The 11,929-nt window shown below is 69.9% G+C and carries 11 protein-coding genes; 7 read left to right on the plus strand and 4 right to left on the minus strand.

Going from position 1 to position 11,929, the window contains the following annotated elements; all coding sequences use genetic code 11:
- The coding region (locus tag BGO15_RS09835) for a DNA gyrase/topoisomerase IV subunit A (RefSeq protein WP_286748157.1) at window positions 1-1,904 on the minus strand (1,904 nt) is incomplete at its 3' end.
- A 60-nt stretch (window positions 1,905-1,964) separates the two neighbouring features.
- Here BGO15_RS09835 and BGO15_RS09840 point away from each other — a divergent pair.
- Window positions 1,965-3,092, plus strand: a complete 1,128-nt coding sequence (locus tag BGO15_RS09840; RefSeq protein WP_286748158.1) for an alkaline phosphatase family protein — start codon at window positions 1,965-1,967, stop codon at window positions 3,090-3,092.
- Window positions 3,093-3,098: 6 nt separating this feature from the next.
- On the opposite strand, the gene sepH is transcribed toward BGO15_RS09840, so the two are convergent.
- Window positions 3,099-4,319 (minus strand): septation protein SepH, encoded by a 1,221-nt coding sequence (sepH, locus tag BGO15_RS09845; protein ID WP_502689162.1) that lies wholly within the window; start codon window positions 4,317-4,319, stop codon window positions 3,099-3,101.
- Between the two features lie 40 nt (window positions 4,320-4,359).
- Between sepH and BGO15_RS09850 the strand changes: the two genes are divergently transcribed.
- On the plus strand, window positions 4,360-4,653 hold the full coding sequence (locus BGO15_RS09850; protein ID WP_286748159.1) for a DUF4193 domain-containing protein: 294 nt from the start codon (window positions 4,360-4,362) through the stop codon (window positions 4,651-4,653).
- A gap of 39 nt (window positions 4,654-4,692) precedes the next feature.
- Here the strand turns inward: BGO15_RS09850 and BGO15_RS09855 are convergent, their stop codons facing one another.
- A complete protein-coding gene (locus BGO15_RS09855; protein ID WP_286748160.1) occupies window positions 4,693-5,181 on the minus strand; it encodes a DUF3093 domain-containing protein in 489 nt (162 codons plus the stop codon).
- A 12-nt stretch (window positions 5,182-5,193) separates the two neighbouring features.
- Here BGO15_RS09855 and dut point away from each other — a divergent pair, with 12 nt between their 5' ends.
- The 4 genes from dut to acnA all read left to right on the plus strand — a co-directional run bounded on the left by dut (window position 5,194) and on the right by acnA (window position 9,999).
- Entirely contained in the window at window positions 5,194-5,649 is a 456-nt protein-coding gene (dut, locus tag BGO15_RS09860) for a dUTP diphosphatase (protein ID WP_286748162.1), read from the plus strand.
- Window positions 5,646-6,245, plus strand: coding sequence for a DUF3710 domain-containing protein (locus BGO15_RS09865; protein ID WP_286748164.1), 600 nt, complete (start codon window positions 5,646-5,648; stop codon window positions 6,243-6,245). Before dut ends, BGO15_RS09865 begins: the two co-directional genes overlap by 4 nt.
- The gene (locus BGO15_RS09870) at window positions 6,242-7,033 is read left to right on the plus strand and encodes a DUF3159 domain-containing protein (RefSeq protein ID WP_286748166.1); all 792 of its coding nucleotides are present in this window, start codon (window positions 6,242-6,244) and stop codon (window positions 7,031-7,033) included. Before BGO15_RS09865 ends, BGO15_RS09870 begins: the two co-directional genes overlap by 4 nt.
- Before the next feature lie 137 nt (window positions 7,034-7,170).
- A complete protein-coding gene (gene acnA, locus BGO15_RS09875; protein WP_286748168.1) occupies window positions 7,171-9,999 on the plus strand; it encodes an aconitate hydratase AcnA in 2,829 nt (942 codons plus the stop codon).
- A gap of 69 nt (window positions 10,000-10,068) precedes the next feature.
- On the opposite strand, the gene BGO15_RS09880 is transcribed toward acnA, so the two are convergent.
- Window positions 10,069-11,220 carry a citrate synthase gene (locus BGO15_RS09880; RefSeq protein ID WP_286748169.1) on the minus strand — a complete coding sequence of 384 codons (1,152 nt, stop codon included), beginning with the start codon at window positions 11,218-11,220 and terminating at the stop codon, window positions 10,069-10,071.
- Between the two features lie 86 nt (window positions 11,221-11,306).
- On the opposite strand from BGO15_RS09880, the gene BGO15_RS09885 reads away from it, so the two are divergent.
- Window positions 11,307-11,929: helix-turn-helix domain-containing protein (locus tag BGO15_RS09885; RefSeq protein WP_502689163.1), on the plus strand; the 623-nt coding region annotated here is incomplete at its 3' end.

Below are 11,929 nucleotides of genomic sequence, written 5' to 3' on the forward strand. Positions count from 1 at the left end.
TTGACGACGCCCTGCGCGGTACCCAGCGCGATCGCCGGGTCCGCCGTGAGCGGAACGATGCCGACGACGTGCTCATCCTTCGCGAGACCGAGGTACTGATCCGCGCGCGTCCCCGCGGCGAGTTGAACGGAATTGCCCGGCACCGACGGCAGGTCGACCGGACTGAACCGGATGAGGCGACCCGCGCTCGTCACCGCACCGATCTCGGCTCTGGTCGTCGTGTCGACGCCGCCGCGGATCGCATCGTGCTTCGAGCGACGCGCGGGCGGGACGACGCCGCTGCCGTCCTCGCCGATGTCGGCGCGCACCATACGGCCGGTCGCGGAGAGGAAGACCCGGCAGGGCGTGTCGGCGATCTGGAGGTCCGGGGCGGCCGCCGCGCGCGACGGGCGGGCCGCGATCGGACCACCGTTCAGAAGGAGCGTCCGGCGCGGGGTGCCGTACGCCTCGGCCGCCGCGTCGAGCTCCCTCGCCACCTGCGCACGCAACAGGACGTCGCTGCCGAGGAGCTCCACCAGCTGGGCGATCTCCTTCTGCAGCTGGTCCTGCTCGGCCTCGAGCTCGATGCGCGAGAACTTCGTCAGGCGGCGCAGTCGCAGCTCGAGGATGTACTCGGCCTGGACCTCGGACAGATCGAAGACGTCTCGCAGGCGGGTCCGCGCCTGGTCGCTGTCGTCGGACGTGCGGATCACCTGGATGACCTCGTCGATGTCGAGGATCGCGATCAACAGCCCCTCGACCAGGTGTAGGCGGTCGCGGCGCCGGGCGAGACGGTACTCGCTGCGACGGGTGACGACGCGGATGCGATGGTCGAGGTACACGCGCAGCAGCTCGCGCAGACCGAGCGTCTGCGGCTGCCCATCGACGAGGGCGACGTTGTTGATGCTGAACGAGTCCTCGAGCGGGGTGAGCCGGTACAGGTGCTCCAGAACGGCACTCGGGTCGAAGCCCGTCTTCACGCCGATGACGAGGCGGAGCCCGTTCCGGCGGTCGGTGAGATCGGTGACGTCCGAGATGCCGGTGAGCTTCTTGGCGTTGACGGCGTCCTTGATCTTCTCGATGACCCGCTCCGGGCCGACCATGTAGGGCAGCTCGGTGACGATGAGGCCTGTGCGCCGCGGTCCGATCGACTCGATGGACACCTTGGCCCGCGTGCGGAAGGACCCCCGCCCGTTCGTGTAGGCGTCCTTGATCCCGTCCACCCCGGTGATGATCCCGCCCGAAGGCAGATCCGGACCGGGGACGAACTCCATGAGCTCTTCCACGGTGGCCTCGGGATTGTCGAGCAGATGGACGGCCGCGCCCACGACCTCGATCAGATTGTGCGGCGCCATGTTGGTCGCCATGCCGACAGCGATGCCGGCGGCGCCGTTCACCAGCAGGTTCGGGAAGGCGGCGGGCAGGACCGAGGGCTGCTGGAACTGGCCGTCGTAGTTCGGGATGAAGTCGACGACGTCCTCGTCGAGGCTCTCGGTGAGGGCCAAGGCGGGGGGAGCGAGCCGAGCCTCGGTGTAGCGAGGGGCGGCGGGACCGTCGTCCAGAGAGCCGAAGTTGCCGTGTCCGTCGACGAGCGGCACCCGCAGCGTGAACGGCTGCGCGAGACGGACCAGCGCGTCGTAGATGGGTGCGTCGCCATGGGGGTGGAGCTTGCCCATCACCTCGCCCACGACACGGGCGCTCTTGACGTGACCGCGATCCGGCCGCAGACCCATGTCGGCCATCTGGAACAGGATGCGCCGCTGCACGGGCTTGAGACCGTCCCGCGCGTCGGGAAGGGCTCGCGAGTAGATGACCGAGTAGGCGTACTCGAGGTAGGACCCCTGCATCTCCGCCGAGAGGTCGACGTCTTCGATGCGCTCGTCGACGGGTCCGGCGGCCGGCGGCTGGGGAGGGTGTGCGGGCATGCGTGATCCGGGTCTCGGGTGAACGGAGGGGTCGTCCGGTCGTGTGCGAGACTGACCCCGATGACCTTCAGCCTACCGGCGGACCCTCCCCACGCCCGGAGCCTCACCGATGTCATGCCGCAGTTGATCGCAGCGCTCGAGGGACGCTCCGAATGGTTCGCTCCCGCGGCCAGCGCCATCGTCTTCGTCATCGATGGGCTGGGAGCGCACAACCTGGCCGCTCGTGCCGGACACGCGCGCTTCCTGACGGCTGCCGGGGGGAAGAAGAGCGTCGCCCGAACCGTCTTCCCCTCCACGACAGCCGCCGCGCTGACCTCGCTTCTGACCGGCACCGCGCCGGGTGAGCACGGCATCGTCGGCTATCGCGTCCGCGTGCCGGAGACGGGCGATGCCGTGAACCAGCTCAAGGGCTGGGAGAGCGACGGGTTGGATCCTCGGTCCTGGCAGCGACGGCAGCCGCTCCTGGAACGCGAGGCGGCGCGCGGTCGTCCGTGCTTCGTCGTGTCCCGGCGAGCCTATGCCGGCTCGGGGTTCACCGAAGCAACACTTCGGGGCGCCGAACTGGTCACGGCGGAGACGGTGGGGGAGAGGGCGACCCTCGCCGCGGACCTGGCCGCGGCCCACCCGGGCGCGCTCGTCTATCTGTACGCGCCCGAGCTCGACACCGTCGGCCACCGGCTGGGGTGGGAGTCGGACGAGTGGGCCCACGCGCTCGAGGGTGTCGACGCGGCATCCCGGGCGCTCTCGGATCGTCTGGACCCGTCAACGGGCGTCGTGGTGACGGCCGACCACGGGATGATCGACGTTCCCCGCCACCGTCAGCTCCTCCTCACCGACGGCGATGGGCTCGTCGACGGGGTGGAGATCATCGGGGGCGAGCCTCGCATGCTCCACCTCTACACGACGCCGGGGGCCGCCGAGGACGTCGCGCGCGCATGGAGGGAGAGCGAGTCCGACCGAGCGTGGATACTCACGCGCCGCGAAGCCGTCGGGGCCGGACTCTTCGGTCTGGTCGAGGACGAGGTCCTCCCGCGGATCGGCGACGTCCTCGTGGCCGCCCGCGCCGGCGTCGTCTACTACGACGATCGGCTCGACGACAAGGCGGCCCAGCGCATGGTCGGGCAGCACGGCTCCCTGACGAACGAGGAGCGCGTGGTCCCGCTGATCCGCCTCGGCGCGTTCGCGTGACGCCGATCAGCTGTCTTCGGTGCGAGCCCCGAACACGATCTCGTCCCATGACGGCATGGAAGGGCGCCCCTTCCGGCGGCTGTCCCCGCCCACGGACGCGCGAGCTTCGTCCCCGCGCGGTTCCGGCTCGGGCTGCAACGGCTCCACCGACTCGTCGTAGCCCGGCTCGAGCGCGTCGAACAGCGCCACGGGCGCCTGTTGCCGGTGCATCTCCTCCTCGCCGGTCGGCAAGGGCTCGCGCTGCCCGCGGCGCCGCCGCAGCGCCTCGAGCAGATCGGCGGTCTCGGACGTGGTGGAGGAGGCCGCCGGCGCACGCTTGATCGCGGCATCCTGCACCGCGACGGTCGGAGCCGGTGCCGGAGCCGAGATCGTCTCCGCCTCGTGATCGCCGAGGTGACGGAGACCGAAGGCACCGGAGTCGAAGCGACTGTCATCCTTCGGGAGAGGCGTGTCGAGCGCCCGGAGTCGGGGAATGAGCCCCTCCGGGAGCGAGCCCTGCCGGGAGAGCTGCGTCGCGTCGGCGTTCAAGGGTGCGAGGGTGCTCCTGCGGGGATCGAAGGTCCACCGGGCGTCCCGCGTCACATCGCCCGCGGTGAACTCGAGCTTGACGACCCAGCCGGCAGGTTCCTTCCAGCTGGTCCAGCGCTCGTCGGTGGCTCCCGCTTCGGCGAGCTTCGCGCGCACGGCCGCCCCGAACGTCGCGGACTGATCGTGCTCGAAATCCGCCGCCACGAGCACGGGCACCGCCAGTGCCTGCCCGACCATGTGCTGACGCTCGGCGAGCACGGGACCCTCATACCTCACGACGTCTTCGACACGGATGCCGAGGACCTCGGCGACCTCCTCCGTGGAGAGGCCGGCGCGGATCTGCGCCTGGATGTCTCGCGGACGCGGCCGCGCGCCGCGGCGATCCCCTGCGTCGGCGTCGCGATGCGATCTGCGCATCTCGGCACGCAGGACTTCGTCGACGGCGAGCGTGAAGCGCTCACCGGATTCGGTAGCGAGGACGAGCGCATCCTCCTCGGATCCGATGACTCTGAGCTGTTCCATGGGAACCACGCCTCCGATCTGCGGGTGTGGGGACATGCTCGCACGCGGCCGGGCGATCACCGGGAATATCCGGGGCGCGCCGCCGGTTTCAACGCTGCGCGCGGATGGCAGGGCAGAACGGCTGAACCCCGCATTTGCCAAAAGCCATCCGGTCGTGCAAACTATCGCCGCCCGCACGGGCTACGGCATCACGCAATGGAAGTTGAGACGTTCACGCATGGCCACCGATTACGACGCCCCCCGCAAGACCGAGGACGACAGCGAGTCGATCGAGGCTCTCAAGGAGCGCGTTCCGGACAAGCTCTCGGGGTCGGTCGACGTCGAAGACGCGGACAACCCCTCGGGATTCGAGCTCCCGGGCGCGGATCTGTCCGATCTCGACCTCGACGTCGTCGTCCTGCCCCCCCAGGAAGACGAGTTCACCTGTGTCAGTTGCTTCCTCGTGAAGCACCGTTCGCAGCTCGATCACGAGGACAAGGTCGGTCCGATCTGCACGGAGTGCGCCGCGTAGACGCGCACACCACCGATCAACGGCTCCGCCGCCCGCGTATCAGCGGGCTCGCGGAGCCGTCGTCTGTGCGCGGCGGATCGCGGCGGCCAGTCGATCCGGCGTGCGCGTGGACAGCACCCAATGCGGAGTCGGATCGTCGGGATCGCGCACGGACATGCGCACGACGCCGTCCATGCCGCCGCGGATGAGGTGCCAGTCGCGGGGGTCGAGGTCCTGACCGCGCGCCCGACGGGCGTCCTCCCCGGTGAACTCCTCCGGATCGCCCAATAGGCGTACGTCGATGTGCGCGCGGCCCGCACGAAGGATGCCGCCGCTCACCTCGATCGAGGGCGCGCCCGAGATCATGAACGTCACGACGGCGATCGCGACGACGATGCCGGCGACGAGCGCCAGCGTCTTGTCCAGGGGAACGAACATGAGCGCGGCCATCGGTGCGACCACGGCGGCGCTCACGATCGCCCACAGGGACGGACTGAGCCGTTCGCGATAGGCGGGGGAGACCCGTGGGTCGTTCTGTGTCTTCTGCATTACCCTCGTGGAGTGACCGAAACCGTGGACGTCCCCATTATCGCCCCTGACGTTCCGGCCTACGCCCATCCCGGGGACGCGGGCGCGGATCTCGTCTCGGCGGAGGCCGTTCGTCTCGAGCCGGGAGAGCGCGCCCTCGTCGGCACCGGCGTGCGGATCGCGCTCCCCGAGGGGCACGTCGCGTTCGTCGTCCCCCGCAGCGGCCTCGCCGCGAAGCACGGCATCACCGTCGTCAACGCGCCGGGCACTGTCGACGCCGGATATCGGGGCGAGATCAAGGTCGCCCTGCTCAACACCGACGCGCGCGAGGCGTACGACGTGGCGGTGGGCGATCGGATCGCCCAGCTCATCGTGATGCCTGTCCCGCGAGCTCGATTCGTGCCCGTCGACACACTTCCCGACAGCGTCCGCGGTGATGGCGGCTTCGGCTCGACGGGCTACCAGCACGACGGAAGGACCCCCCGATGACCGATGCGACCGCGGCCGAGGAAGGCCCGCGCAAGTCCGCGCCCGATGACCGGGCGACGGCCGGTCCGTTCGACGACAGCGAGGCGAACCCCGTCCGGCCGTACATCGACCTGGGCGGGATCAAGGTGCTGCCGCGAGAAGGCTTGAACCTCCGCCTCGAAGTCGAGGAGCAGACCAAGCGCATCGTGGCCGTCGGGCTCGATTTCGCCGATTCGACGCTGCAGGTCCAGCCCTTCGCGGCACCTCGGACAGCCGGGCTGTGGGATGAGACGCGCGAGCAGATCCGCGGGCAGATCCGGCAGCAGGGCGGCCGTGTGGAGGAACGCGAAGGTCCCCTGGGGCCCGAGCTGCTCGCCGAGGTGCCCGTGGCAAACCCGGACGGGACGAGCGGAAAGCGTCTCGCCCGGTTCGTGGGCGTCGACGGGCCGCGCTGGTTCCTCCGCGGCGTCATCGGCGGAGCCGCCACGAGCGACGTGGACGCAGCGGACAAGGTCGAAGCGCTGTTCCGCTCGATCGTCGTCGTCCGCGGCGGCACGCCGATGCCCCCGCGCGACCTCATTCCCCTCAAGATGCCCTCGACGCCGGGATCGGCGTGAACCCCGAGCGGGAACGGACGCCCGCACCCGACGCTGGACCGCCCGAGGACGGCCCCCGCGCGTCCGATGTGCTCGGAGCGGCGCTGGGCAAGGCGGCGCAGCGCGCCGGCCTCGACCCGTCGAAGTCGGATCACACCGGCCACGTCGTGTGGCACGCGATGGGGGGATGGCGGGGCATCGCCGAGTCCGTGCTCCCCAGCCTCGCGTTCCTGATCACGTTCACGGCGACGAAGAACCTCGTCCTGGCACTGGTCGTCTCGGTCGGGCTTGCGGTGGTGTTCACCGCGATCCGGCTCATCGCACGCCAACCCGCCGGTGCCGCCGTCGGCGGACTGGTCGCGGCCGGCATCGCCGCTGCCCTCGCGCTGTGGACGGGGAGGGCGGAGGACAACTTCCTGTGGGGCTTCCTCACCAACGGCGGCTACGGACTCGTTCTCCTGGTGTCCGCCCTCGTCGGCTGGCCTCTGATCGGTCTTGCGGCCGGGTGGCTGATGAACGAGGGGACCGGCTGGCGGTCCGACCGTCGCAAGCGCCGCGTGTACTTCTGGCTGACGATCGCGTGGGCCGCGCTGTTCGCGGCACGTCTGGCCGTGCAGCTGCCGCTGTATTTCGCGGCCGCCGCAGCGGGCGCCGGAACGGACGCCAACGTCGCACTCACCGGGGCGCTCGGTGCCGCCAAGCTGATCATGGGGCTGCCGCTGTTCGCCCCGATGGTCGCGGTGACCTGGCTCGCCGTGAGAGCCCTGTATCCCAAGGACCGCGGCACGTCGGCGTCGGCGGGGGAGTGATACATTTATCTCGATATCGAGATAAATTCTCTCCGCCGAGCGGTTAGGTGAACCTCACTAGCCGGTGACGCATCCGCGGGGAATGATGGAGGCTCAGGGCCGCCGCCGCGACCCGCCGCCGACGAAGGAGACGCCACGTGTCCACGGTTGACAGCTTCGGTGCGAAGAGCACCCTGACGGTCGGCAGCACCGACTACGAGATCTTCCGCGTCGACGCGGTCGACGGGTATCGCTCCCTGCCGTACAGCCTCAAGGTGCTGCTCGAGAACCTCCTGCGCACCGAGGACGGCGCGAACGTCACGAAGGAGCAGATCGAGGCGCTCGGTTCGTGGGATGCCGCCGCCGAGCCCGACACCGAGATCCAGTTCACGCCCGCGCGCGTCGTCATGCAGGACTTCACCGGCGTCCCGTGCATCGTCGACCTCGCCACCATGCGCGAGGCCGTGGCCGACCTCGGCGGCGACCCCACCAGGATCAACCCGCTGTCGCCGGCCGAGCTCGTCATCGACCACTCCGTCATCGCCGACCTCTTCGGCACGGAGAACGCGCTCGAGCGCAACGTCGAGATCGAGTACGAGCGCAACGGCGAGCGCTACCAGTTCCTGCGCTGGGGCCAGACGGCGTTCGAGGACTTCAAGGTCGTTCCGCCGGGAACCGGCATCGTGCACCAGGTCAACATCGAGCACCTGGCGAAGGTGACGTACACGCGCGAGGTGGGCGGCGTGCTGCGCGCCTACCCGGACACGTGCGTCGGGACCGACTCCCACACGACGATGGTCAACGGCCTCGGCGTCCTGGGCTGGGGCGTCGGCGGCATCGAGGCCGAGGCCGCGATGCTCGGCCAGCCGGTGTCGATGCTGATCCCCAAGGTCGTCGGTTTCAAGCTCACCGGGGCGATCCCGACCGGCGTCACGGCGACCGACGTCGTGCTGACCATCACCGATATGCTCCGCAAGCACGGCGTCGTGGGCAAGTTCGTCGAGTTCTACGGCGAGGGCGTCGCCTCGGTTCCGCTCGCCAATCGCGCGACCATCGGCAACATGAGCCCCGAGTTCGGCTCGACGGCCGCGATCTTCCCGGTCGACGACGTCACCCTCGACTACCTTCGCCTCACCGGCCGCAGCGACGAGCAGGTGGCGCTCGTGGAGGCGTATTCCAAGGCCCAGTCACTGTGGCACGACGCATCCCACGAGCCCACGTACAGCGAGTACATGGAGCTCGATCTCGCCACCGTCGTCCCGAGCATCGCCGGCCCCAAGCGCCCGCAGGACCGCATCGAGCTGTCGCACTCCAAGGAGCAGTTCGAGAAGGACCTCACCAACTACGCCGAGGTCGACCACGATCTCGTCGACCTCGAGGGCTCCGAGTCGTTCCCGGCATCCGACCCGCCCGGCAACTCGCCCGAGGACGCGCACAGCCTGCACGAGCACCACCACCGCAGCCACGCGCCGGCCACGGCCTCGAAGCCGACGCCGGTGACCCTTCCGGACGGTGAGAAGTTCCTGCTCGACCACGGCGCGGTGACCATCGCCGCGATCACGTCGTGCACCAACACCTCCAACCCGTCGGTCATGCTCGCCGCCGGGCTGCTGGCGCGGAACGCCGTCAAGAAGGGGCTGAAGGCCAAGCCGTGGGTCAAGACCACGCTCGCACCCGGATCGAAGGTCGTCACCGACTACTACGAGAAGGCGGGTCTCACGAAGGACCTCGAGGACCTCGGGTTCTTCACGGTCGGCTACGGCTGCACCACGTGCATCGGCAACTCGGGGCCGCTCATCGAGGAGGTCTCCACGGCGATCAACCAGAACGACCTGGCGGTGACCGCTGTGCTGTCGGGCAACCGCAACTTCGAAGGTCGCATCAACCCTGACGTGAAGATGAACTACCTCGCGAGCCCCCCGCTCGTGATCGCGTATTCGCTCGCCGGATCGATGAACTTCGACTTCGAGGTGGACGCCCTGGGAACGGATCAGGACGGCAACGACGTCTTCCTCCGCGACATCTGGCCGGATGCCGCGGAAGTCCAGGCGACGATCGACTCGTCCATCGACACGGACATGTTCGTCCACCAGTACGAGAGCGTCTTCGCGGGTGACGAGCGGTGGCGCACGCTCCCCACGCCGACGGGCGACGTGTTCGAGTGGGACGCCGAATCGACCTACGTCCGCAAGCCCCCGTATTTCGACGGCATGACGATGGAGCTCACCCCGGTGAGCGACATCGCCGGCGCGCGCGTCCTGGCGACGCTCGGCGACTCGGTGACCACGGACCACATCAGCCCGGCCGGCAACATCAAGGCGGACAGCCCCGCGGGCCACTACCTGTCCGACCACGGCGTCGAGCGCAAGGACTTCAACTCCTACGGCTCGCGCCGCGGTAACCACGAGGTGATGATCCGCGGCACGTTCGCCAACATCCGGCTGCGCAACCAGTTGGTGCGGGCGGTGAACGACGGCGCGGAGGTCGAGGGCGGCTTCACCCGCGACTTCACGGTCGAGGGCGGACCGCAGTCCTTCATCTACGATGCGAGCCAGAACTACCAGGCACAGGGCACGCCGCTCGTCATCTTCGGCGGCAAGGAATACGGCTCCGGGTCGTCGCGCGATTGGGCGGCGAAGGGGACCAGCCTGCTAGGTGTGAAGGCCGTGATCACGGAGAGCTTCGAGCGCATCCATCGGTCGAACCTGATCGGAATGGGTGTCGTCCCCCTGCAGTTCCCCGCCGGCGAGAGTTGGTCGTCTCTGGGCCTGGACGGCACCGAGGTCGTCTCGATCGCGGGCCTGGAGCAGCTCAACGAGGGCGTCACGCCCAAGACGGTGCACGTGACGGCCGCGCCGAGCGAGTTCTCCGCCCCGGGCAAGCCGACGGTGGAGTTCGACGCGGTCGTCCGCATCGACACCCCCGGTGAGGCGGACTACTACCGTAACGGCGGGATCCTGCAGTACGTGCTGCGTTCGCTCGTCTGAACCACGACGTGGGGCCCGGCATCACGCGATGCCGGGCCCCACGTCGTCCTCGCGCGGTGCACCGCCGACTCAGCGGGATGCGGTGCCCGTGTAGCGGGCGGCGGGGCGGATGATCTTCGGATCCCGGCTCTGCTCCAACGCGTGCGCGGACCACCCCACGACGCGGGCGGCTGCGAACGTCGCACCGAACAGCTCCCGCGGGACGCCGCACGCCTCCATCACGACGGCCGCATAGAACTCGACGTTCGTGTGCAGCTCGCGTCCGGGCTTGAGCTCGGCGAGGGCAGCGAGGACGGAGCGCTCCACCGCGATGGCGAGGTCCACGCGCGGGCCGGCGAGACCGTCCCGCCGCAGCTCGACGGCGATGCGCCGGAGTAGGCGGGCACGCGGGTCCTCGGTCCGGTACACCGCGTGGCCGAACCCCATGATGCGTCGACCCGAGTCGATCGCGGCGCGCACCCACGAGTCCGCCGCCGCCGGCTCACCGATCTCCTCCAGGGCCTCGAGCGCGCGGATGGGTGCGCCGCCGTGGAGGGGGCCACCGAGGGCCGCGAGGCCGCCCACCGCGCACGAGAACAGGTCGGCGCCCGTCGAGGCGATGACGCGTGTCGTGAACGTCGATGCGTTGAAGCCATGCTCGATCGCGGCCGTCATGTACGCGCTCAGCGCGGCGACGTGGCGCTCATGAGGACGTCGTCCCGTGAGCATCCGAAGGTAGTCCTCGACGTGGCCGAGCGTGGGGTCGGGCGCGATCGGAGTCTCTCGCCGCGCCGCCCGGAACAGCGCGGCGACGGCCGTCGGGACGGACGCGCCGAGTCGCACGGCATCGTCGATCGCCGCGTCGTCGTCGCGGTCGTAGAGCGGCCGGATGCCGTCCGCCGCCCCGATGAGGGGCAGGATCGCCTGCAGGCCGGCGAGCGGGTCCGCGGAGCGCGTGCGCACCGCGATCTCGCCCACCGCGGCGTCGAGCGCGCTCGGAAGGGCCCGCGCGCGCGCGGCGCGCGCGGCGAACGCCTCATCCGTGGTCGCGCCTGTGAGGACGAGCTGCCACGCCGTCTCGAAGGAGCCGCCGTCCGCGAGGTCCAGGGCGGGCACTCCTCGATAGTGGTAGAAGCCCTCGTGACCACGGACGTCCCCGATCGCGGTCTCGGCGACGACGACATTCGCGAGACCTCGCGGGACGTCGATGAGAGTGGAATCGGAGCGATCGACAGTGCGCATGACTGAGTCCTTCCTCGTGCGTGAGTCCACGGTGCGCGCGGCGAGCTGTATCGTCAATGTTGATCCGATCAATGTGAGGGAGTCAGATGCACGACGACCCAGCGCCCACCCTCAGCGCCGCGCAGGCCGCGGCGCGTCTCGGCATCCGCACCGAATCCGTCTACGCATATGTCTCTCGCGGACTCCTGGATCGCCGTCGCACCGCGCACGGCTCGCGCTTCGACGCGATGGAGGTCGAGCGCTTCGCACGCACACGCCGCCGAACGACGCCGCCGCCGGTGGGGCCGGCGCCACCCGCCGGGTCGGACGGGCGACCGCTCGGCGTCATCGACACGGACATCAGCCTGATCGAGGACGGGAGCCTGTGGTTCCGCGGTCGCGAGTCCGGTGAGCTGGCCGGAACGCACACGTACGACGCCGTCGTCGACTGGCTGCTGACCCGCGACGAGGATCGTCTCGATCATCCCCGCCCCTTGCTCTCCTCTCCCGGATCGGCCGCTCTCGCGGCGGCCACCGTGGCCGCGCTGCCGCACGATGCACCTGCCTCGAGCCGACTCCTCGTCGCCGTGGCCACCCTCGCCGCGCTCGACCCCCTCCGGTTCGATCTGGGCGACGCCGTCGCGTCGACCGCGCGGCGTCTGATCGCCGGCCTCGTGGACGCACTCCCGCTCGTCGGCGAGGACCCGCCCTCCGGCGAGCCCATCGCACG

Origin of the sequence: Microbacterium sp. 71-23, assembly GCF_001897265.1 — a bacterium.
GTDB classification, from domain to species: domain Bacteria; phylum Actinomycetota; class Actinomycetes; order Actinomycetales; family Microbacteriaceae; genus Microbacterium; species Microbacterium ginsengisoli.